We start from the raw sequence: 21,200 nt of genomic DNA, 5'->3' as shown, positions 1-21,200 counted from the left end.
AGGTCATGACCGATGAGTCGTTCGCCGTCCGGCCGGAGGAGCTGCGAGCGGTCGCCGTCACGCTCGACGGTGAGGCGCACCGGCTGGCGCTGGGCCTGGCCGGGGCACCCGGGTTGCTGGTGGCGGCGCCCGAGTGGCGAGCCGGCGGGGCCCTGGCCGGGCTGGAGGCGGCCACGCACGCCTGGCTCTGCCGGCTGGGTTCCCGGGTCGCGGCTTCCGCTGACGGGGTCCGAGCGGCAGCCGAGGCGTACCAGACGGTGGACGACCGGGCCGCCGACCGGTTCGCCGCCCTGCCCCGGTGAGCAGCGTCGGCTACCGGCAACTGTGGTCAGCCGATCCGAGCGGGTGGCGGGCCGCCGGGGTGGCCTGGGTCGGGTTGACCGAGCCGGTCGAGCGTCGCGCCGGTGAGCTGCGGGCGGCCGGCGGGCGGTTGCGGGGCGGTTGGTCCGGTGGCGCAGCCACGGCGGCGGACGTCCGGCTCGTCGATCTGCGGGGCGAGCTGACGTCGGTCGTGCCCGCACTGATCGAGGTCGATCAGGTGCTGGCCGAGCTGGCCGGGAGGCTGACGGTGGCGAAGGCGCAGCTCGCCGATGCGGTCACCCAGGCGGAGGCGGCCGGCCTGGTCGTGGACCGCTCGGGCGGGGTGCACGTCGATCCCGCCCGAGCACGGTCCACCGAGCGGGATGGCCTGGCTGCGGCCCGGGTGGCGGCTGCCCTACGGGACGCGCTGGACGGGGCGGGGGCCGCCGACCGGGTCGCTGCCGACCGGTTGGACGAGCTGGCCCGGGCCGCCGGCACCGGCTGGATGTCCCCGCCACCGCCGGGCCGACCGGCCCTCGATGCCGCGCCGACACTCGTCCACGCCTGGTGGTCAGGCTTGACACCGGCGCAGCGGAGGTGGCTGGTCGGGCACGAGCCGGCACTGGTCGGCCGGTGGGACGGCGTGCCGGTGGCCGCCCGCGACCAGGCCAACCGGCTGCAACTCGGAGTGTGGCGGGAGGAACTGCTGTCCGAGCGGCGAGCACTGCTGTCCCGGGTGCCGCCCGGGCCACTCGCGTCGGTCCGGCTACGCGGGGTGGCCGGGCGGTTGGCCGGCCTGGACGCGCTGACCGGACGACTGGCGGCCGGCGGGGAGCCCCGGGCGTACCTGCTCGGGCTGGATCCGGCCGGTGAGGGCCGGGTGGTGATGGCGCTCGGCGATCCGGACCGGGCCGAGCGGGTGCTGACCTACGTGCCGGGGATGACCGCCGGCCTGGACGACGCCCCCGGCGAGCTGGGCAGGGCGGCGCGGGTGCTGGACAGGTGCGCCGCGCTCGGTCCGGGTGAACGCAGCGCGGCGGTGCTCTGGTTGGGCTACGACGCTCCGGATTTCCTGACCGAGGCCGCCTCGGCGGGCCAGGCACGCGACGCCGGCCCGGCGCTGCACCGCTTCCAGGAGGGGCTGCGGGCCACCCACGAGGGGCCACCGGCCCGGCAGACCGTGCTCGGGCACAGTTACGGATCGCTGGTGGTGGGTGTGGCCGCCCGGGAGCACGGGCTGGCCGCCGACGCGCTGGTCTTCGTCGGCTCGCCCGGGGTCGGCGCGTCGCACGCCGCCGAGTTGGGGGTGCCGCCCGGGGAGGTCTGGGCGAGCAGCGCCCCGGACGACGTGATCCGCGCGGCCCGGTCAACGGACGAGCTGGGCCACCGCGCCCTGCTGGGTGCGGCGCCGCTGGCCGCCGTGCTCGGCTGGCCCGACCGGACCGGGCATGAGCTGTGGTTCGGTCACGACCCGTCGGATCCGGGGTTCGGCGGCCGGGTCTTCGACAGCGGGCGGGGCGGCCACGCCGGTTACTGGGACCCGGGCAATCCCGCGCTGGACGGGATGGCCCGGGTCGTGTTGGGTCGCTGAGCGGCTACTCGACGGTGACCGACTTGGCCAGGTTGCGGGGCTGGTCCACGTCGTGCCCACGGGCGGCGGCGATCTCGGCGGCGAGCACCTGCAACGGCACCGTGGTGACGAGCGGGGCCAGCAGGGTCGGGGTGCGCGGCACGTAGATCAGGTGGTCGGCGTACCGAACGACGGCCTCGTCGCCCTCCTCGGCGATCACGATGGTCCGCGCACCACGGGCCCGGACCTCCTGGATGTTGGAGACGACCTTGTCGTGCAGCATTCCCCGGCCGACCGGCGACGGCACCACGCAGATCACCGGCGTGCCCTTGTCGATCAGGGCGATCGGGCCGTGCTTCAACTCACCGGCCGCGAAGCCCTCGGCGTGCATGTACGCCAGCTCCTTGAGCTTCAGCGCACCCTCCAGGGCCACCGGGTAGCCGACGTGCCGGCCGATGAACAACACGGTCGGCTCGGACTTCAGCTCCCTGGCCAGCTCACGGACGGGTTCGATCCGGTCGAGCAACTCGCGCAGCTTGCCCGGGATCTCCTGCAACTGGGCGACGACCGCGCCCACCTCGTCGGCGAACTTGATGCCGCGCACCTGGGCGAGGTGCAGGCCGATCAGGTAGCAGGCGACGACCTGGGTGAGGAACGCCTTGGTGGAGGCGACGGCGATCTCCGGCCCGCCGTGGGTGTAGAGCACGGCGTCCGACTCACGCGGGATGGTCGAGCCGTTGGTGTTGCAGATCGCCAGCACCCGGGCCTTCTGCTCCTTGGCGTGGCGCAGCGCCATCAGGGTGTCCATCGTCTCGCCGGACTGCGAGATGACCACGATCAGCGTGGACCGGTCGAGCACCGGGTCGCGGTAGCGGAACTCGCTGGCCAGCTCCACCTCGCACGGGATGCGGGTCCAGTGCTCGATGGCGTACTTGGCGACCATCCCGGCGTGGTACGCCGTGCCGCAGGCCACGATGAAGATCTTGTCGACGTCGCGAAGATCCTGGTCGCTGAGGCGGACCTCGTCGAGGGCGATCTCACCGGTCTCGGTGAGCCGGCCGAGCAGCGTGTCGGCGATGGCCTGCGGCTGCTCCTCGATCTCCTTGAGCATGAACCAGTCGTAGCCGCCCTTCTCCGCGGCCGAGGAGTCCCAGTCGATGTGGAAGTCCTTGCCGGCGGCGGGCTGGCCGTCGAAGTCGGTGATCTCGATGCTGTCACCGGTGATCAGGACGATCTGGTCCTGGCCCAGCTCGACCGCTTCCCGGGTGTGCTCGATGAACGCGGCCACGTCGCTGGCCAGGTAGTTCTCCCCGTCGCCACGGCCGACCACCAGCGGCGAGTTGCGCCGGGCGCCGACGACGGCACCGGGCACGGCGGCGTCCACCGCGAGCAGGGTGAACGCGCCCTCCAGTCGCTGGCAGACCACCCGCATGCCGGCGGCGAGCAGCTGCGGGCTGTCCGGCTGGCCGGCGGCGCGCAGGTCGGCCAGCGCGGCGGCGAGCAGGTGTGCGGCGCACTCGGTGTCGGTGTCGCTGGTGAACTGGACGCCGTCGGCCTCCAGTTCGGCACGCAGCTTGGCGAAGTTCTCGATGATGCCGTTGTGGATCACCGCGACCCGCCCGTCGGGGGCGACGTGCGGGTGTGCGTTGCGGTCGGTCGGGCCGCCGTGGGTGGCCCACCGGGTGTGCCCGATGCCGGTGGTGCCGTCACCGATGCCGATCGGGCTGGCCGCGCAGGAGGTCGGGTCGTCGGCGGCCCGCTCGGACAACACCTTCTCCAGGTTGGCCAGCTTGCCGGCCTTCTTCTCGGTCAGCAGCTGGTCGTCGCAGACGATCGCGACGCCTGCCGAGTCGTAGCCGCGGTATTCCAGCCGCCGCAGCCCGTCGAGCACGATGCCCAGTGCGGGGCGCGCGCCCGCGTATCCCACGATTCCACACATGGCCCGCAGCCTAACCCAGTTTCACTCATGATGGGTGCTCGAAAGTCGGGTTATCAATCACGGAATCTGAGCGATCGGTGGTTGGCGGGTCGCAACGGGACGAGCGTCACAGCCCTGCCGGATCCGGCCCAGGACGGACGGGGTTGCGGCACGCCTTCGGGTACGACAGTCTCTCGGCGGGTTCGGCGCGCCTGCCCTCGGCCCGTTCGTCCCATACCCGATCCCGTCCGGAGCAGCCATGTCCGACGCGCCGCCGCCCGATCCGTCCCCCTCCTCCCCGTCGGATCCGGCCCCCAGCCCGCCGCCGTCGGACCCGACGGCGGCGCCGCCCTCGGGCCCGCTCCCGGCACCCGATCCGCTCGCCCCGGGCCAACCGTGGGCGCCACCGGCCCCCTGGACGCCCGCACCGTGGACGCCGTCCCCGCCCACGACCGAGTGGACCCCGCAACCGCCCACGACCCAGTGGACGCCCGGCTCACCAACATCCCCGTGGACGCCCGGCTCACCAGCATCCCCGTGGACGCCCGGCTCACCAGCGTCCCCGTGGACGCCGCAGCCGCCTGACGCCTCCGACCCGACCCACGCCGGTTCGCCCCCGCACGCCGGATGGCCGCCGCACGCAGGCTGGCCCCCACCCACCGGCTGGTCCCCGCCTCCCGGGGAGCCACCACCGGCCGGATGGCAGCCGTCAGCCGGATGGCCGCCGTACGGCTACCCGCCGCCGTACGCATACCCCGGCCACCCGCATTCCAGCGCCGGCCAGACCACGAACAGCGGCCGGATCGTCGGGATCGTCGTCGCGGTCTTCGTGGTGCTGGTCGTGCTCGTCTGCGGCTGCCTCTGCGCGGGTGGCTTCCTGTTGGACAGACCCGGCTCGGAGCCGGTCGCCGAGGAGCCGTGGGTCGTCCCCGACGACGGTTGGACCGCACCCACCACACGTGCGCCCATTCCGGAGCGACCCAGCCCCGCGCCCCCGACCCCGACCCCGAGCAAGCAGCCGATCACTCGGCCGACGTCGGGGCCGGCCCCGGTGACCGTGGTCTACGAGGTGACCGGCTCGGGTACGGCGGACATCGCGTACTACGACGCCGAGAGCGATCTCATGCATGTCGACGGCGCGACACTGCCGTGGCGCACCACCATTCGGACCAACGGCCAGACCAGGGTGATGGTGAAGGCCACCGGGCCCGACATCAACAACGCCACGCCAATCGACTGCACCGTCACGATCAGCGGCGTCGGCAAGCCGGTGGTCATCAAGGAACAGGGGTATTACGGCATCTCCTGCGCACCGAAGTGAAGCTGGGGCTCGACCCGGGTGTGGCCGTAGGCTGGCGCAGGTGACGAGCACCGATGTCGACCCGCTGGTGGCCCGGATGCGGCCGTTCGGCACCACGATCTTCGCCGAGATGTCCGCCCTCGCCGTGCGCACCGGCGCGGTCAACCTCGGCCAGGGCTTCCCCGACACCGACGGCCCGCCGGAGATGCTGGCCGCCGCCGCCGAGGCGCTGCGCGGCGGGCAGAACCAGTACCCGCCCGGCCCGGGGATCCCCGCCCTGCGCGCGGCGGTCGCCGCTCACCAGCGACGATTCCGGGACCTGGAGTACGACCCGGACGGCGAGATCGTCATCACCGCGGGCGCGACCGAGGCGGTGGCGGCGAGCATCCTCGCGCTCTGCGAGCCGGGCGACGAGGTGGTGTGCTTCGAGCCGTACTACGACTCGTACGCCGCGTCGATCGCACTGGCCGGTGCGGTCCGGCGGCCGGTGACCCTGCGCCCCACGGCCGACGGCCGGTACGCCTTCGACCCGGAGGCGCTGCGCGCGGCGTTCGGCCCGCGCACCCGGTTGGTGCTGCTCAACTCACCGCACAACCCGACCGGCAAGGTCTTCACCCCGGCCGAGTTGGCCCTGGTCGCCGAGTTGTGCCAAGAGTTCGGCGCGTACGCGGTCACCGACGAGGTGTACGAGCACCTGGTCTTCACCGACGCGGCGAGCCCGCACGTGTCGCTGGCCAGCCTGTCCGGGATGCGGGAGCGGACGCTGCGCATCTCGTCGGCCGGCAAGACGTTCTCCTGCACGGGGTGGAAGGTCGGCTGGGCGAGCGGCCCGTCGGCGCTGGTCTCGGCGGTGATCCGGGTGAAGCAGTTCCTCACCTATGTCAACGCCGCGCCACTGCAACCGGCGGTGGCCGTGGCGCTGGCCCTGCCGGACGACTACTACACCGACTTCCGGGACAGTCTCCAGCAGCGGCGTGACCAGCTCGTCGGCGGTCTGACCGACGCCGGGTTCGAGGTGCTCGACTCGGAGGGGACGTACTTCGTCACCGCCGACATCACCGCCCTCGGCGGCCGGGACGGGGTGGAGTTCTGCCGCTCGTTGCCGGAGCGCTGCGGTGTGGTGGCGGTGCCGACCCAGGTTTTCTACGACGACACCGACGCCGGTCGGCGACTGGTCCGCTTCGCCTTCTGCAAGCGCCCCGAGGTGCTGACCGAGGCGGTCACCCGGCTGCGCGCTCTGCGCCGCTGATCCGACGGACCGGCCGGAAGCTGTGGAGCTGATGTCGTAACCGATTCAGCTCCACAGCCTCCAACCGACCTACGACGTGGCGGGGCTGGCGGTACGGACCTGCTCGGCGATCCGTTCGGCGACCGCGCGGGCGGTCTCCTCGGTGGCGGCCTCGACCATCACCCGGACCAGGGGCTCGGTGCCCGACGGGCGCAGCAGCACCCGACCGGTCTCACCCAACTCCGCCTCGGCCCGCTCGGCCTCGGCGCGGACGGCCGGCGCGTTGGCGCCCACGGTCCGGTCGCCCACCGGCACGTTGATCAGCACCTGGGGCAGCTTGGTGACCACCGAGGCCAGCTCGGCGAGGGACTTGCCGGTGGCCGCCATCCGAGCCATCAGGTGCAGGCCGGTGAGCACACCGTCGCCGGTGGTGGCGTGTGCGGGCATCACGATGTGACCGCTCTGCTCACCGCCGAGCGCCAGGCCGGAGGCGCGCAGCTCCTCCAGCACGTACCGGTCGCCGACCTTGGTCTCGATCAGCCGGATGCCCTGCGCGGACATGGCCAGCCGCAGGCCGAGGTTGCTCATCACGGTGGCGACCAGGGTGTCCTGGGTCAACGTGCCGGCGTCCCGCATGGCCAGCGCGAGGATCGCCATCACCTGGTCGCCGTCGACCTCGTCGCCGTCGGCGCTGACCGCCACGATGCGGTCGGCGTCACCGTCGTGGGCGATGCCCAGGTGGGCGCCGTGCTCGACCACGGCCTCGCGCAGCGCCTCGATGTGGTTGGAGCCGCACTCGTCGTTGATGTTCAGCCCGTTCGGCTCGGCGTGGATCGCGATGACCTCGGCGCCGGCTTCCCGGTAGGCGACCGGGGCGACCTCGGCGGCGGCACCGTTGGCGCAGTCGACCACGACCTTGATCCCGTCCAACCGGTGCGGCACCGCGCCGACCAGGTGTTGGACGTAGTGGTCCGCGCCGTCGAGCAGGTCGTGCACTCGGCCGATGCCGGCACCGGTCGGCCGGTCCCAGGCGGTGGTGGCGTTGGCCTCGACGGCGGCCTCGATCTGCATCTCGATCTCGTCGGGCAGCTTGTGACCGCCGGCGGCGAAGAGCTTGATGCCGTTGTCCGGCATCGGGTTGTGCGACGCGGAGAGCACGACGCCGAGGTCGGCCTTGGCTTCCGCGGTGAGGAACGCCACCGCGGGGGTGGGCAGCACGCCGACCCGCACCACGTTGGCACCGGCGCTGGTCAGACCCGCCACCACGGCGGCCTCCAGCATCTCGCCGCTGGCCCGGGTGTCCCGACCGACGACGGCGAGCGGCGGGTGGCTGCGGTCTGTCTCGGCGAGTGTGTGCGCGGCGGCCACGGCGAGCGCCAGCGCCAACTCGGGGGTGAGATCCGCGTTTGCCCGCCCGCGTACGCCGTCCGTGCCGAACAACCGACCCATACCCGCCAACCTCCGAATGAGCACGACCAGTGAGGAGAAAGCGGAACGGCCGACCCACCTCCCCGAGCGGGGAGGCGGACCGGCCGTCCGTCAGAAGTACAACGCGCTGGGAAAGATCAGCGCTTCGAGTACTGGGGAGCCTTACGGGCCTTCTTGAGGCCGTACTTCTTGCTCTCCTTGACCCGGGCGTCCCGGGTGAGGAAGCCGGCCTTCTTCAGGGCCGGGCGGTCGTCCGGCTCGTTGACGATCAGCGCACGCGCGATGGCCAGCCGCAGCGCACCTGCCTGGCCGGTGGTGCCGCCGCCACGCAGGTTGGCGATGACGTCGAACGCCTCGGGCTTCTCGGCGGTGACCAGCGGGTCCTTGATGAGCTGCTGGTGCACCTTGCTCGGGAAGTAGGCCTCGAGGTCGCGACCGTTGCAGGTGATCTTGCCGGTGCCCGGGACGATACGGACCCGGACGATGGCCTCCTTGCGCCGACCCACGGTCTGGATCGGGCGGTCACCACGCGGCGCGCGGGCGACGGGCGCCGGTGCCTCGGTGACCTCGGGGGCGACCTCGGTCTCGGTGATGTCGGTCATGCTGATTCCTTCGCCCGCGCTCACTGCGCGATCTGCTTGATCTCGAACGGCACCGGCTGCTGCGCGAGGTGCGGGTGCTCGGCACCGGCGTAGACCTTCAGCTTCTTGATCAGCTGACGGCCGAGCTTGTTGTGCGGGAGCATCCCCTTCACCGCGAGCTCGATGGCCCGCTCGGGGCGCTTGGTCAGCAGCTCGTCGTAGCCGACCTGCTTCAGACCACCCGGGTAACCGGAGTGGCGGTAAGCAACCTTGGTGTGGCGCTTGTTGCCGGTCAGCGCAACCTTGCCCGCGTTCACGATGACGACGAAGTCGCCCGTGTCGACGTGCGGCGCGAAAGTCGGCTTGTGCTTACCACGCAGCAACGTGGCGGCGTGGGTGGCCAGGCGGCCCAGCACGACATCAGAGGCGTCGATGACGTGCCACTGACGCTCGATCTCACCCGGCTTCGGGCTGTACGTACGCACAGGTCTACCTTGTCTCGTCGTCGGTCTGGGGTCGCGCGCCGAGGTGACCAGATCTTGCAGGCCGGACCAGCGCGCACGAACGACCAAGCGTACCTGATGGGGCACGCCTCTGGATGTCGCACAACAGCAGGCAACGATACCCGGCGCCCCGTCCGCAGGTCAAAACGGGGGTACGGTCCGCCGCGCCGACACGCCGTACGTGGCCCAGCTCACACGCTGGCGAGCCGATCGGCCCGAGGCCGCAGGTACACCACCCAGGTGACCACGAAGCACAACGCGTACCAGCCGATGAAGGCCAGATAGGCGGCGTCGGCGTTGCCGGAGCCGAGGAACGACTGACGGAACGAGATGTTGACCAGCACCCCGCCGAACGCGCCGACGGCACCCGCGATACCGATCAACGCACCGGTCATCCGCCGCGCCCACCGTGCGGCCGCCTCCGGATCGCGGCGACCGGTGCCCACCGCGTCCGCCGCCCGGGCCTGGAAGATCGCCGGGATCATCTTGTACGTGGAGCCGTTGCCGATGCCGGAGAAGACGAAGAGGGCGATGAACCCGGCCAGGTAGAGCCCGAACGAGCGTTCTCGGGCCGCGTACAGGACCGTGCCCGCGCCGGCCGCCATCGCGACGAAGTTCCAGAAGGTCACCCGGGCACCGCCCAGCCGGTCGGCCAGGTGCCCGCCCAGCGGACGGATCAGCGAGCCGACCAGTGGGCCGAGGAAGGTCAGCCAGGCGGCGTCGACGGGGGTGGGAAACCGCTCGGCGAACTGGAGCTGGAGCACCTGACCGAAGGCGAAACCGAAGCCGATGAACGAGCCGAAGGTGCCGATGTAGAGCAGTGACATGACCCAGGTGTGCGGGTCGCGGGCCGCCTCGCGCAGCGCGCCGGGCTCGTTGCGCGCCCCGGGCACGGTGTCCAGCCAGCGGGTCGCCGCCAGCGCCGCCAGCACGATCAGCGGCAGGTAGACCGCCGGAACCAGCCGGGGGTACGCGGCACCGGCGGTGGCGAGGACCGCCAGCCCGACCAGTTGCACCGCGGGTACGCCCAGGTTGCCGCCGCCCGCGTTGAGCCCGAGGGCCCGGCCCTTGAGCCGCTCCGGGTAGAACAGGTTGATGTTCGCCATCGAGGAGGCGAAGTTGCCCCCGCCGACGCCGGTCAGGCAGGCGAGCACCATCAGGGTGGAGTAGGACACCCCGGGTTCCAGCAGCACCGTCATCGGCACCGTGGGCACCAGCAGCAGGAGTGCGCTGATGATCGTCCAGCGCCGCCCGCCGAAGCGGGCCACCGCCAGCGTGTACGGCAGCCGCAGCACCGCGCCCAGTGCGGCGGGCACGGCGGTGAGCAGGAACTTCCCGGCCGGGTCGATGCCGTACGCCGGGCCGAGGAAGAGCACGGTGACCGACCAGAGGCTCCACACCGAGAAGCCGACGTGTTCGGCGAAGATCGAGACCCAGAGGTTGCGCCGGGCGATCGGCGCGCCCGTCGCCCGCCAGAAGTCGGGGTCCTCGGGGCGCCAGTCGTCGAGCCGGCGCGCACGGCCGGTGGTGGCCGGCGGCCCGGCGGTGACTGCGGTGCTGGTGAGCGTGCTCACGGCGGCTCCTCCTCGTCGGTGTGACGAGGAGGAACGCTAGGAACGCCCGGTTTCCTGACAGTGCCCTTCGCGGGTCGGCCCGGAAACGGGGATCGCACCACGGGCCGGCGGCGGTGGTGAGGTGCCGATCAGAGTTGCTGGAGGATGCGCAGCGCGCGGCCGACCCGGAGCATGGTGTCGGTGTCGGCGACGTCCACGCAGTCGGTGAACCACTTCTTCATCGGCGAGGAGATGCGGTCGGGCATCACCACGTACCGGCCCATCGACACGGCGAGCGGCGAGTCGCGCAGCAGCGACTCCTCGACCACCTCGACCACGATCACGATGGGTACGTCGGTGGAGTTGTAGACATCCGAGCTGACCACGAGCCCGAGGCGTTCCCGGGCGCCCTCGATGCGCCAGACCTCTCCCCTACGCAGCACGCGGCCGTCCGCCGGAGAGCAGGTCGTTGACCATGCCCACCTCGCGGGCGTCGGCGAGAGCGGCGGACTCCAGGTCCAGGCCGGCTCGGCCCACGGCGGCGGCGTGCGCGGTGAAGACCTCGCGCAGTGCTTTCTCGCGGGCGGCCTGGTCCATCCATGCGGAGAGCGACAGACCCTCGCGCTTGGCGAACCGCCGGGCCTCCTCGATCGTCTCGTCGGTGAACGAGAGAGTCACCTTGGCAGTCATGCCGCTGAGACTACCCATCGGTATGACCGGCAGTCATCCGCGCGTCCATCGGCTCACCCCCGACGTCGAAACGCACAAACCGGTGGTCTTCACGCGACGCGACCACCGAACACCGCGAAGCGCCACTCCTTGAAGTAGCAGTCGACGTCGACCAGGCCCGCCTCGGCGAGCCACCGGCACTGGTCGACAACGGTCGCCGGCCGGTCGTGCCGCATCCGCTCCCGGGATGCGGCGATCTCCTCACCGGACGCGCCCAGCTCGGTGATCCGCTGCATCCACACCTCGTCGTAGCGACGGTCCAACTCCGGAGTCGGGCCGGCGACCTGCTCGGCGTTGACGAACACCCCGCCCGGGGCGAGTGCGCCGGCAGCCCTCCGGTACAGCGCCCGTTTGCCCTCGTCGTCCAGGTGGTGGATCGCCAGCGCGCTGACCACCGCGTCGTACCGGCCGGCGGGCAGCGGATCGGCCAGGTCGGCCCGGACCGTCCGGTGCGGCACCGACCGGGCGTCCAACTGCTCGGTGGCGCGGGCGAGCATCGCCGGCGCCCCGTCGACCAGGGTCAGCCGGACACCGGGCACCGCGGCGGCCAGCAGCAGCGAGAGCAGGCCGGTGCCGGCGCCCAGGTCCAACACCTCCGGCGCACGACCGGCGGCGAGCGTGGCGCGAAGCGGGGGCGCGGCAACCTCGACGGCCGTGCCGTAGAAGGCGTCGAAGCAGGGCACGAGCCGCCTGCGCGCCTCGTCGTAGGTGCCGGCCACCGCGTCGAACACGTCCGCCACACTCATCGCGCTCTCCCAATTAGTGAGACAACTTTCCCACATTATAAGCCAATGAACGATGCTGATGTCATCAGCGATTCAGCTCCAAAGGCTCCGGCTCGCACCTCCCACCGCACGCGAAGTCACCGCGAATTCCGCCGCAACGGAGCCGGAACCGTCGGTGTGGTCAGTCCGGCCGCGCCTGCGTTTCCTGGCGGGGATTGATCCCGGACACACGAAGGCACCCGGCGAACCGGGGGCCTCGGTGTGATGCTGGTCAGGCCGGGTCGTATGCCTTCGCCATACCCACGAACGCCCGCCAGGCCGTTGACCCGAAGACCAACGCCGGCCCTGCCGGGTCCTTCGAGTCCCGCACGCCAACGATGCCAGGCAGGTTGTATGCAGGACGCGGTTCACGACCTGTACTCCCTGGGCGTTCACCCTGACCCGCGGGCACTCCACGCCCGGTTCCTCGGCTGGTTGTCACTGACCCGACGACCACACCGCTACGACGTGCGCTGACCTCCCGCGGGGTGACGTGCGCTGCCGCTCTGGAGCTGATGTCGCAAACGAATCAACCGTCGATGTCGTAAACGACTCAGCTCCACAGGCTCCGACTCGCACCATCCAACGCGCCAGCTGCCCCGGTGCGGTGTGAGCCCCACTTGACAGGACCGAAACAGAAGGGACCCGGACCGGAAACCGCTCAGCGGCACGCTTTGCCGACATGACAGACGGTGCATGGTCGGCAACTCGACCGGGGCTGGCGCCCCGGGAGGTTGCGACGCACTGCCCGTACTGCGCCCTGCAGTGCGGCATGACGCTGCGCGAGGACCAGACCGGGGTGTCGGTCCACCCCCGCCAGTTCCCCACCAACCGGGGCGGGCTCTGCCAGAAGGGTTGGACCGCCGCCGAGCTGCTCGACCACCCCGAGCGGCTGACCACCCCACTACTGCGCGACCCGGCCACCGGCGAGCTGCGCCCGGCGAGCTGGGACGCTGCGCTCGACCGGATCGTCACCGGCATCCGCGCGGTCCAGGACGACGCCGGCCCGGACGCGGTCGCCGTCTTCGGTGGCGGTGGCCTGACCAACGAGAAGGCGTACGCGTTGGGCAAGTTCGCCCGGATCGGGCTGCGCACCCGGCACATCGACTACAACGGACGGTTCTGCATGTCCTCGGCGGCGGCCGCCGGGATGCGGGCCTTCGGCATCGACCGGGGGCTGCCGTTCCCGCTAGCCGACCTGGGCCGGGCCGACACGCTTCTGCTGGTCGGGGCCAACCCGGCGGAGACCATGCCACCGCTGGTGCGCTGGCTCACCGAGCAGCGCCGCAACGGCGGACAGTTGATCGTCGTCGACCCCCGGGTCACCGCGACCGCCCGTCAGGCCGACCTGCACCTGCAACCGCTGCCCGGCACCGATCTCGCGGTGGCCAACGCGCTGCTGCACATCGCGCTCACCGAGGGGTGGGTCGACCGCACGTACGTGGCCGACCGCACCAGCGGCTTCGAGGCCGTCCGCCGGGCTGTCGCCGCCTGGTGGCCGGCCCGTGCGGAACAGCTCTCCGGGGTGCCGGTGGCCGACCTGGAGGCGACCGCCCGGGCGTTGGGCAGCGGCGGTCGCGTGATCATCCTGACCGCGCGCGGCGCCGAGCAGCACGCGAAGGGCGTCGACACGGTCACCGCGTACGTCAATCTGGCTCTCGCCCTCGGCCTGCCCGGCCGGGACGGTTCGGGGTACGGCTGCCTCACCGGGCAGGGCAACGGCCAGGGCGGGCGGGAGCACGGGCAGAAGGCCGACCAGCTCCCCGGCTACCGGAAGATCGACGATCCGGCGGCCCGGGAACACGTCGCCGAGGTCTGGGGAGTGACAGCCGACGAACTGCCGGGGCCGGGTGTGCCGGCCTACCGACTGCTCGACTCGCTCGGCACTCCGGACGGCCCCCGGGCGTTGCTGGTGTTCGGTTCGAACCCGGTGGTCTCCGCGCCCCGGGCGACCCGGATCGAGCGGCGGTTGCGCGACCTCGACCTGCTGGTCGTCGCAGACCTGCTGCTCTCCGAGACGGCGGCGCTGGCCGACGTGGTGCTGCCCACCGCACAGTGGGCCGAGGAGGACGGCACCATGACCAACCTGGAGGGTCGGGTGCTGCGTCGTCGCGCCCTGCGCCCGCCCCCGCCGGACGTCCGGACCGACCTGGCCATCATCTCCGACCTCGCGACGAGACTGGCCGCCGCCGAAGCGACCGCCGCCGAACCGGCCGACACCGCACCGACCGGCGCGCGACCGGAAGCCGTGGCGGCGGCGCGGTTCCCGGCCGACCCGGCCACCGTCTTCGCCGAGCTGCGCCGCGCCTCCGCCGGTGGGGCCGCCGACTACGCCGGCATCAGCTGGGCCCGGATCGACGCCGACGACGGCGTCTACTGGCCCTGCCGCACCGAGGACGGGCCGGACACGCCACGGCTCTTCGCCGACCGGTTCGCGACCCCGGACGGCCGGGCCCGGTTCCACCCCGTCGACCACCGGCCGGCCGCCGAGGAGGTCTGCGCGACGTACCCGCTGCACTTCACCACCGGCCGGGTTCTGACGCAGTACCAGTCGGGTACCCAGACCCGCCGGGTGCCCGCGCTGCGCCGCGCCGCCCCGGAGGCGTTCGTCGAGTTGCACCCCGATCTGGCCGCCCGGCTGGGCATCGACGACGGCGACCCGGTGCGGGTCACCTCGCGCCGGGGTGAGTTGTGCGCTCCGGCCCGACTCAGCGTCGGGATCCGACCGGACACGGTGTTCGCCCCGTTCCACTACCCGGGGGCGGGACGGGCCAACTCGGTGACCAACGACGCGGTCGACCCGATCTCCGGAATGCCCGAGTTCAAGATCTGCGCGGTCCGGGTGGAGAAGGCATGACCGCCCGGGTGGTGATCGTCGGCAACGGGATGGCGGGCGCCCGCCTCGCGGGGGAACTGCACGCCCGGGAAGGAGACCGGAAGGTCACCGTGCTCGGGGCGGAGCCGCACCGCGCGTACAACCGGATCCTGCTCTCCACACTGCTGGCCGGGCGCATCGACGAGCCGGACGTGGAGTTGACCGAGGCCGCCGGGCACGGCATCGACCTGCGCACCGGCGTACCGGTGACCGCCATCGACCGGTCCGCGCGGGAGGTCCACACCGACGACGGCGAACGCATCGGATACGACCACCTGGTGCTGGCCACGGGCGCACGGGCGGTGGTGCCACCACTGCCCGGCCTCGACCCGACGGACCTGCCCGAGCGGGTGGTTCCCTTCCGGACGCTGGACGACTGCCGGCGCATCCTCGCCGCGGCGGACGGCGCGCGCAGCGCCCTGGTGCTGGGTGGCGGTCTGCTCGGCCTGGAGGCCGCCCGGGGCCTGGCCAGCCGGGGGTTGGCCACCACCGTGGTGCACCCGAGGGAGCACCTGATGGAACGACAACTCGACCCGACGGCCGGTGCGGTGCTCGCCGGCACGCTCGCCGGATTCGGCGTCACCGTGCAGCTCGCGGTGCCGGCGACCGGCGTGGCCGCCGACGCCACCGGCGTCCGCCTCGACCTGGCCGACGGCCGGACGTTGCGCGCCGACCTGCTGGTGCTCTCCTGCGGGGTACGCCCGGACACCGCCCTGGCGCAGGCCGCCGGGCTGACCGTCCGACGCGGGGTGGTGGTGGACGACCGGCTCCGCACCGACGACCGGTCCATCTCGGCAATCGGCGACTGCGCCGAGCACGACGGCGTGCTCAGCGGGCTGGTCGCACCCGCCTGGGCCCAGGCGCGGGTGCTCGCCGACGTGCTGACCGGAACGGACCCGTTGGCGCGGTACCGGCCCCAGCCGGTGGTGACCCGGCTCAAGGCCGCCGGAATCGACCTCGCGTCGATGGGTGACCCGGTCAGCGGCGGGCCGGGCGAGGAGCTGACCTTCACCGACCCGGCCCGGGGCACGTACGCCCGGTTGCGGATCCACGACGAGCGGCTGATCGGCGCGATCCTGCTCGGCGACAACCCGGCCGTCGGGACGGTGATCCAGCTCTTCGACCGTGGCCAGCCGGTGCCGGCCGACCGGCGGGCACTCCTGTTGGGCCGGGCACTCGGCACCGCCGGCGCGACCCCGGCCGCGTCCCCGGCACTGATGCCGGACGCGGCCACGGTCTGCCAGTGCAACACGGTGAGTAAGGGCGCACTCGTACGCAGTTGGCGCTCCGGAGCCCGGACGGTCGACGCGGTGGTGGCGGCGACCCGGGCCGGCACCGGCTGCGGCGGGTGCCGAGACGCGGTGGGCGGCATCGTCGACTGGCTGAGCCAGGCGGAATCGGTGGAGGTGACGCGATGAACGGCGGCAATCTGGTCGTCATCGGCAACGGAATGGTCGGTCAGCGCTTCGTCGACGCGCTGCGCGCCCGTGACCCGGAGGGTCGCTGGCAGGTGACCGTGCTGGCCGAGGAGCGACGCCCCGCGTACGACCGGGTGCGGCTCTCGGCCTACTTCGACGGGGTGAGTGAGAGCGAACTCAACCTGCACACACCGCACGACGGGGTGCGGCTGTGTCTGGGCGAACCGGCCACCGCCATCGACCGGGCCCGGCAGGTGGTGACCACCGACGTCGGCGAGTACCCCTACGACGCCCTGGTGCTGGCCACCGGGTCGTACGCGTTCGTGCCGCCGGTGCCCGGCGCGGAGCTGCCCGGTGTCTTCGTCTACCGGACGTTGGACGACCTGGCGGCGATCCGGTCGTACGCGGAGGGCCGGCGGGTCGGCGCGGTGATCGGTGGCGGGCTGCTCGGGCTGGAGGCGGCGAACGCGTTGCGGCTGCTCGGCCTGAGCACCGACGTGGTCGAGTTCGCGCCCCGGCTGATGCCGGTGCAGGTGGACCAGGCTGGCGGCGCGATGCTGCGGCGCTATGTCGACGAGTTGGGCGTACGGACCCATCTCGGTGTCGCGACCAGCGCGATCCGACCCGGCCCGGACGGCGCGGTGGCCGCACTGGAGCTGTCTGACGGCGGCGCAATCGACGCCGAGCTGGTGGTGGTGGCAGCCGGCATCCGACCCCGGGACCAGTTGGCCCGGGACGCCGACCTGCCACTGGGTCCGCGCGGCGGGGTGCTGGTCGACGAGACCTGCCGCAGCGCCGACGAGCGGATCTGGGCGATCGGTGAGTGCGCGGCGGTCGACGGCACCTGTCACGGCCTGGTCGCGCCGGGGTACGCGACGGCCGAGGTGGTGGCCGACCGGCTGGTCGGCGGTGCGGCGACCTTCCCGGGCGCGGACACCGCCACGAAGCTCAAGCTGCTCGGGGTCGACGTGGCCTCGTTCGGCGACGCCCACGGCGTGACCCCCGGCTGCCTGGACGTCACCTTCACCGACCCGGCCACCCGGGTCTACGCGAAGCTGGTCCTCTCCGACGACGCGCACACCCTGCTCGGCGGAGTGCTCGTCGGTGATGCCAGCGCGTACCCGACGTTGCGGGCCAGCGTGGGCGGCCCGTTGCCGGCCGCGCCGCTGGCGCTGCTCGCCCCGGACGGCGGTGGGGCGGACGCCGGGGCGCTGCCCGCCACCGCGCAGGTCTGCTCCTGCAACGCGGTGACCCGGGACGACGTGGACGCCGCCATCGCCGACGGCTGCGCGGACGTGCCGGCGTTGAAGGCGTGCACCCGGGCCGGCACCAGCTGCGGTTCCTGCGTGCCGATGCTGAAGCAGCTCCTGGACGCGGCCGGGGTGGCGCAGTCCAGCGCGCTCTGCGAGCACTTCGACGTCAGCCGGCGGGAGCTGTTCGAGATCGTCCGTGTACGCGGCATCCGTACCTTCTCCCGGTTGGTCGCCGAGCACGGTCGGGGGCGCGGCTGCGACATCTGCAAGCCGGTGGTGGCATCTATCCTCGCGTCGCTGGGCAGCGGGCACGTGCTCGACGGTGAGCAGGCGTCGTTGCAGGACACCAACGACCACTTCCTCGCCAATCTGCAACGCGACGGCAGCTACTCGGTGGTGCCCCGCATCCCGGGCGGCGAGATCACCCCGGAGAAGCTCATCGTCATCGGTGAGGTCGCCCGGGACTTCCAGCTCTACACGAAGATCACCGGCGGGCAGCGCATCGACCTGTTCGGGGCGCGGGTGGAGCAGTTGCCGCAGATCTGGCGGCGGCTGGTGGACGCCGGCTTCGAGTCCGGCCACGCCTACGGCAAGGCACTGCGGACTGTGAAGTCCTGCGTGGGCGAGACCTGGTGCCGGTACGGCGTACAGGACTCGGTGGGGTTGGCCGTCGCCCTGGAACTGCGGTACCGCGGGCTGCGCGCTCCCCACAAGATCAAGTCGGCGGTCTCCGGCTGTGCGCGCGAGTGCGCGGAGGCGCGCAGCAAGGACTTCGGCATCATCGCCACCGAGACCGGCTGGAATCTCTACGTCGGTGGCAACGGCGGCTTCCGACCCCGGCACGCCGACCTGTTCGCCACCGACCTGTCCACGGAAACGCTGATCTCGCTGATCGACAGATTCCTGATCTACTACATCCGCACCGCCGACCGGCTCCAACGCACCGCCGGCTGGATCGAGGCGATGGACGGCGGCCTGGACCACCTGCGCTCGGTGATCGTGGACGACTCACTCGGGCTCTGCGCAGAGCTGGACGCGGCGATGGCCCAGCACGTGTCGTCGTACTCCGACGAGTGGCGCGACGTGCTCGACGACCCGGCCCGGCTGCGCCGCTACACCTCCTTCGTCAACGCCCCCGACGTGCCCGACCCGTCGATCACCTTCACCCGGGAACGCGGCCAGCCGGTACCCGTACGCGACCATCCCCCGACCGGATCCGAGCCGACCAGCCGTCGGCAACCGGTCACCCTCGGCCTACCGGAGGTACGGCGATGACCCAGACCCTCACAGCCACCTGGACCACCGTCTGCCTCCTCGACCGGTTGGAACCGGACCGAGGCGTCGCCGCCCTGGTCGAAGGGGTGCAGATCGCCCTCTTCCGAACCGCCGACGGGCTGTTCGCGATCGACAACCGCGATCCGGTCTCCGGGGCGTACGTGCTGTCCCGGGGCATCGTCGGCAGCCGTGGCGGAGTGCCGACGGTCGCCTCGCCGCTGCACAAGCAGGTGTACGACCTACGCAGCGGGCAGTGCCTCGACCTGCCCGGGGTGGTCGTGGCCCGGCACGACGCGCGGTGCCGCGACGGGCTGGTCGAGGTGCGGCTGCGACAGGAGGGTTGATGCGCGAGGAACTGGCGGGCTTCACCATCGGGGTGACCGCTGACCGGCGGCGCGACGAGTTGGCCGCGTTGCTCGAACGGCGGGGCGCCCGGGTGGTGCTCGCGCCGGCGTTGCGGATCGTGCCGCTCTCCGACGACACCGAGCTGCGCGAGGCGACCCGCGCCTGCCTCGACCAACCGCCGGACATCCTGATGGCCAACACCGGCATCGGCATGCGGGGGTGGCTGGAGGCGGCCGAGGGCTGGGGCTTGGGCGAGCCGCTGCGCTCTGTGCTGGCCAGCTCGTACGTGGTGGCGCGCGGCCCGAAGGCACGCGGCGCGATCCGTGCGGCCGGGCTGCACGACCAGTGGTCGCCGGCCTCGGAGAGCTGCGACGAGGTGGTCGACCACCTGCGCCGGCGGGGCGTGGCCGGGCAGGTGATCGCCATGCAGCTCCACGGTGAGCGGCAGCCCGACTGCACGCTCGCGCTGGAGGCGGCCGGCGCGACGGTGATCGAGGTACCGGTCTACCGCTGGGCCCCGCCTACCGATCCGGCACCGCTGCACCGGTTGATCGACCTGATCGCCGGCCGGCTGGTGGACGCGGTGACCTTCACCTCGGCACCGGCGGCCGAGGCGCTGCTGCGGGCAGCCGGGGACCGCACCGACGCGCTGCTCTCCGCGTTGCGCAGCGACGTGCTCGCCAGCTGCGTCGGCGCGGTGACCGCCGAGCCGCTGCTCCGACGCGGGGTGCCGGTGAGCGCGCCGGGACGGGCCCGGCTGGGGGCGCTGGTACGGACCATCGTCGACGAGCTGCCCCGCAGGACCGTGACGTTCAAGGCCGGCGGGCACCTGCTCACGCTGCGCGGGCATGCCGCCGTGATCGACGGCGAGTTGCGGCCACTTGCCCCCGCACCGATGGCGGTGTTACGGGCCCTGGCCCAGTCCCCCGGCCGGGTGCTGTCCCGCACGGCGCTGCTGCGGACGCTGCCCCGAGGCGCGGACGAGCACGCGGTGGAGATGGCGGTCGCCCGCCTGCGGGCCGGCCTGCACGCGCCCCGGGTGGTGCAGACCGTCGTGAAGCGCGGCTATCGCCTTCGGGTGGACTGACGCGTCACGGCCAGCCGGTGGACACCGGCCGGCCGGGACACGACAGATCAGCCGACCGGCGTGGCGAAGCCCCGCCCGTGCTCGGCCTCAAGGCGGAGCATGGCGTGCTCGACAACCGTCACCAGCACCTGCTTGACCGATTCCCGGTGCCGGGCGTCGGTCATCACCAGCGGCACCTGCGGCGAGATGGCGAGCGCCTCGCGAACCTCCTCCGGCTCGTACTGGGGAGCGCCGTCGAACCGGTTCAGGGCCACCACGTACGGCAGGTTGCGGTTCTCGAAGTAGTCGAGCGGGGCGAACGCGTCGGTGATCCGGCGCGTGTCCACCAGCACGGCGGCACCCACCGCACCTCGGATGATCTCGTCCCACATGAACCAGAACCGGGTCTGACCGGGTGTACCGAAGAGGTACAGGATCAGGTCCTGGGCCATGGTGATACGGCCGAAGTCCATGGCGACCGTGGTGGTCTCCTTGCCCGGCACCTTGGACGGGTCGTCGATGCCGACGCCCGCCGCGGTCATCAACGCCTCGGTGGTCAGCGGTGTGATCTCGGAGATCGCCCCGACCAGTGTCGTCTTACCAACGCCGAAGCCGCCCGCGACGACGATCTTCGCGGAGACGATTCCCCGGCCCGGCCGCCCCCCAGCGGGGTCATAGCCTGCGAAGTCCACTTAGCACCCTTCCAAGCAGTTCCATCCGCTCCTCGAACCCCTCGGCGGGAGCAGCAGTGTGTAACGTCAGCAGGCTCTCGGCCACCATGTCGGCGACCAACACCCGGGCGACGCCCAGCGGCATCCGGGTGTACGCGGCGATCTCCGCCAGCGACTGTGCTCGGCCCTCGCAGACCGTGGCGATGCGGTGCTTGTCATGCCCGGCGAAGCGGGACTCGGCGACCTGGGTGAGAGACGCGGTGAGGACGGCCTCGAGGGCGATGTCCTGCCGGGGCTCGGTACGACCGCGGGTGACCGCGTACGGACGCACCAGCGCCCCGCGTGGGTCAACGCGCCGTTGGTCCATCCCCGATCACCTCCTCGTCCCCCGTGGAGTCGGCGGAAGCCGGCTCCGGTCGCTGT

General features: G+C 72.3%; 21 protein-coding genes. 10 read left to right on the top strand and 11 right to left on the bottom strand.

Translation table 11 applies throughout. From position 1 onward, the window contains the following. Positions 1-5 precede the first annotated feature (5 nt). Together ABGB10_RS24730 and ABGB10_RS24725 are read left to right on the top strand one after the other, a co-directional pair. Positions 6-302: a hypothetical protein gene (locus ABGB10_RS24730; RefSeq protein ID WP_347663338.1), complete on the top strand. Its 297-nt coding sequence runs from the start codon at positions 6-8 to the stop codon at positions 300-302. Beyond that, the gene (locus ABGB10_RS24725) at positions 299-1,891 is read left to right on the top strand and encodes an alpha/beta hydrolase (RefSeq protein WP_347663337.1); all 1,593 of its coding nucleotides are present in this window, start codon (positions 299-301) and stop codon (positions 1,889-1,891) included. The genes ABGB10_RS24730 and ABGB10_RS24725 overlap by 4 nt, the downstream gene beginning before the upstream one ends. A 4-nt stretch (positions 1,892-1,895) precedes the next feature. On the opposite strand, the gene glmS is transcribed toward ABGB10_RS24725, so the two are convergent. Next, complete coding sequence (glmS, locus tag ABGB10_RS24720; RefSeq protein ID WP_347663336.1) at positions 1,896-3,809, bottom strand: glutamine--fructose-6-phosphate transaminase (isomerizing); 1,914 nt, start codon at positions 3,807-3,809, stop codon at positions 1,896-1,898. 375 nt (positions 3,810-4,184) lie between these two features. On the opposite strand from glmS, the gene ABGB10_RS24715 reads away from it, so the two are divergent. The 3 genes from ABGB10_RS24715 to ABGB10_RS24705 all read left to right on the top strand — a co-directional run bounded on the left by ABGB10_RS24715 (position 4,185) and on the right by ABGB10_RS24705 (position 6,337). Further along, complete coding sequence (locus tag ABGB10_RS24715) at positions 4,185-4,373, top strand: hypothetical protein (protein ID WP_347663335.1); 189 nt, start codon at positions 4,185-4,187, stop codon at positions 4,371-4,373. Between the two features lie 247 nt (positions 4,374-4,620). Continuing rightward, positions 4,621-5,109: an MmpS family transport accessory protein gene (locus ABGB10_RS24710; protein ID WP_347663334.1), complete on the top strand. Its 489-nt coding sequence runs from the start codon at positions 4,621-4,623 to the stop codon at positions 5,107-5,109. Positions 5,110-5,149: 40 nt separating this feature from the next. Beyond that, entirely contained in the window at positions 5,150-6,337 is a 1,188-nt protein-coding gene (locus tag ABGB10_RS24705; RefSeq protein WP_347663333.1) for a pyridoxal phosphate-dependent aminotransferase, read from the top strand. A gap of 69 nt (positions 6,338-6,406) precedes the next feature. On the opposite strand, the gene glmM is transcribed toward ABGB10_RS24705, so the two are convergent. The 8 genes from glmM to ABGB10_RS24665 all read right to left on the bottom strand — a co-directional run bounded on the left by glmM (position 6,407) and on the right by ABGB10_RS24665 (position 12,286). Further along, entirely contained in the window at positions 6,407-7,765 is a 1,359-nt protein-coding gene (gene glmM / locus ABGB10_RS24700; protein ID WP_347663332.1) for a phosphoglucosamine mutase, read from the bottom strand. 116 nt (positions 7,766-7,881) lie between these two features. Next, positions 7,882-8,346 (bottom strand): 30S ribosomal protein S9, encoded by a 465-nt coding sequence (gene rpsI / locus ABGB10_RS24695; protein WP_145778939.1) that lies wholly within the window; start codon positions 8,344-8,346, stop codon positions 7,882-7,884. 20 nt (positions 8,347-8,366) lie between these two features. Further along, positions 8,367-8,810, bottom strand: a complete 444-nt coding sequence (rplM, locus tag ABGB10_RS24690) for a 50S ribosomal protein L13 (protein WP_088987625.1) — start codon at positions 8,808-8,810, stop codon at positions 8,367-8,369. Between the two features lie 209 nt (positions 8,811-9,019). Next, positions 9,020-10,402 (bottom strand): nitrate/nitrite transporter, encoded by a 1,383-nt coding sequence (locus ABGB10_RS24685; protein ID WP_347663331.1) that lies wholly within the window; start codon positions 10,400-10,402, stop codon positions 9,020-9,022. A 128-nt stretch (positions 10,403-10,530) separates the two neighbouring features. Then, a complete protein-coding gene (locus tag ABGB10_RS24680) occupies positions 10,531-10,824 on the bottom strand; it encodes a hypothetical protein (protein WP_238644740.1) in 294 nt (97 codons plus the stop codon). After that, positions 10,814-11,071, bottom strand: coding sequence for a DUF6364 family protein (locus ABGB10_RS24675; RefSeq protein ID WP_088950199.1), 258 nt, complete (start codon positions 11,069-11,071; stop codon positions 10,814-10,816). Before ABGB10_RS24675 ends, ABGB10_RS24680 begins: the two co-directional genes overlap by 11 nt. Positions 11,072-11,160: 89 nt before the next feature. Beyond that, positions 11,161-11,856: a class I SAM-dependent methyltransferase gene (locus tag ABGB10_RS24670; RefSeq protein WP_347663330.1), complete on the bottom strand. Its 696-nt coding sequence runs from the start codon at positions 11,854-11,856 to the stop codon at positions 11,161-11,163. A 250-nt stretch (positions 11,857-12,106) separates the two neighbouring features. Then, positions 12,107-12,286 carry a DUF397 domain-containing protein gene (locus tag ABGB10_RS24665; protein ID WP_347663329.1) on the bottom strand — a complete coding sequence of 60 codons (180 nt, stop codon included), beginning with the start codon at positions 12,284-12,286 and terminating at the stop codon, positions 12,107-12,109. 270 nt (positions 12,287-12,556) lie between these two features. Between ABGB10_RS24665 and ABGB10_RS24660 the strand changes: the two genes are divergently transcribed. Genes ABGB10_RS24660 through ABGB10_RS24640 form a run of 5 tightly spaced genes read left to right on the top strand, consistent with a single transcriptional unit; the run spans position 12,557 to position 20,127 of the window. After that, a complete protein-coding gene (locus ABGB10_RS24660) occupies positions 12,557-14,731 on the top strand; it encodes a molybdopterin oxidoreductase family protein (protein WP_347663328.1) in 2,175 nt (724 codons plus the stop codon). After that, entirely contained in the window at positions 14,728-16,167 is a 1,440-nt protein-coding gene (locus ABGB10_RS24655; protein ID WP_347663327.1) for an FAD-dependent oxidoreductase, read from the top strand. The genes ABGB10_RS24660 and ABGB10_RS24655 overlap by 4 nt, the downstream gene beginning before the upstream one ends. Continuing rightward, positions 16,164-18,695 (top strand): nitrite reductase large subunit NirB, encoded by a 2,532-nt coding sequence (nirB, locus tag ABGB10_RS24650; RefSeq protein ID WP_347663326.1) that lies wholly within the window; start codon positions 16,164-16,166, stop codon positions 18,693-18,695. Before ABGB10_RS24655 ends, nirB begins: the two co-directional genes overlap by 4 nt. Continuing rightward, positions 18,692-19,039: a nitrite reductase small subunit NirD gene (gene nirD, locus ABGB10_RS24645; RefSeq protein WP_347663325.1), complete on the top strand. Its 348-nt coding sequence runs from the start codon at positions 18,692-18,694 to the stop codon at positions 19,037-19,039. Before nirB ends, nirD begins: the two co-directional genes overlap by 4 nt. Next, on the top strand, positions 19,039-20,127 hold the full coding sequence (locus ABGB10_RS24640; RefSeq protein WP_347663324.1) for a uroporphyrinogen-III synthase: 1,089 nt from the start codon (positions 19,039-19,041) through the stop codon (positions 20,125-20,127). The genes nirD and ABGB10_RS24640 overlap by 1 nt, the downstream gene beginning before the upstream one ends. A 47-nt stretch (positions 20,128-20,174) precedes the next feature. Here the strand turns inward: ABGB10_RS24640 and ABGB10_RS24635 are convergent, their stop codons facing one another. Both ABGB10_RS24635 and ABGB10_RS24630 read right to left on the bottom strand, forming a co-directional pair. After that, on the bottom strand, positions 20,175-20,798 hold the full coding sequence (locus ABGB10_RS24635) for an ATP/GTP-binding protein (RefSeq protein ID WP_347663323.1): 624 nt from the start codon (positions 20,796-20,798) through the stop codon (positions 20,175-20,177). Further along, entirely contained in the window at positions 20,779-21,144 is a 366-nt protein-coding gene (locus ABGB10_RS24630; protein ID WP_088950207.1) for a DUF742 domain-containing protein, read from the bottom strand. The genes ABGB10_RS24635 and ABGB10_RS24630 overlap by 20 nt, the downstream gene beginning before the upstream one ends. Positions 21,145-21,200 lie beyond the last annotated feature (56 nt).

The sequence above is a fragment of the Micromonospora sp. B9E7 genome (genome assembly GCF_039871815.1).
GTDB lineage: Bacteria > Actinomycetota > Actinomycetes > Mycobacteriales > Micromonosporaceae > Micromonospora.
Note: the sequence above shows the minus strand (reverse complement) of the source record. Positions and strands in the feature narration are given on the sequence as shown.

Bases quoted from the DNA above. Each gene is read 5' to 3' on its own strand.
- ABGB10_RS24730 (WP_347663338.1), top strand. From the start codon at position 6: ATGACCGATGAGTCGTTCGCCGTCCGGCCGGAGGAGCTGCGAGCGGTC.
- glmS (WP_347663336.1), bottom strand. From the start codon at position 3,809: ATGTGTGGAATCGTGGGATACGCGGGCGCGCGCCCCGCACTGGGCATC.
- glmM (WP_347663332.1), bottom strand. From the start codon at position 7,765: ATGGGTCGGTTGTTCGGCACGGACGGCGTACGCGGGCGGGCAAACGCG.
- rpsI (WP_145778939.1), bottom strand. From the start codon at position 8,346: ATGACCGACATCACCGAGACCGAGGTCGCCCCCGAGGTCACCGAGGCA.
- ABGB10_RS24675 (WP_088950199.1), bottom strand. From the start codon at position 11,071: ATGACTGCCAAGGTGACTCTCTCGTTCACCGACGAGACGATCGAGGAG.
- ABGB10_RS24670 (WP_347663330.1), bottom strand. From the start codon at position 11,856: ATGAGTGTGGCGGACGTGTTCGACGCGGTGGCCGGCACCTACGACGAG.
- ABGB10_RS24660 (WP_347663328.1), top strand. From the start codon at position 12,557: ATGACAGACGGTGCATGGTCGGCAACTCGACCGGGGCTGGCGCCCCGG.
- ABGB10_RS24655 (WP_347663327.1), top strand. From the start codon at position 14,728: ATGACCGCCCGGGTGGTGATCGTCGGCAACGGGATGGCGGGCGCCCGC.
- nirB (WP_347663326.1), top strand. From the start codon at position 16,164: ATGAACGGCGGCAATCTGGTCGTCATCGGCAACGGAATGGTCGGTCAG.
- nirD (WP_347663325.1), top strand. From the start codon at position 18,692: ATGACCCAGACCCTCACAGCCACCTGGACCACCGTCTGCCTCCTCGAC.
- ABGB10_RS24640 (WP_347663324.1), top strand. From the start codon at position 19,039: ATGCGCGAGGAACTGGCGGGCTTCACCATCGGGGTGACCGCTGACCGG.
- ABGB10_RS24630 (WP_088950207.1), bottom strand. From the start codon at position 21,144: ATGGACCAACGGCGCGTTGACCCACGCGGGGCGCTGGTGCGTCCGTAC.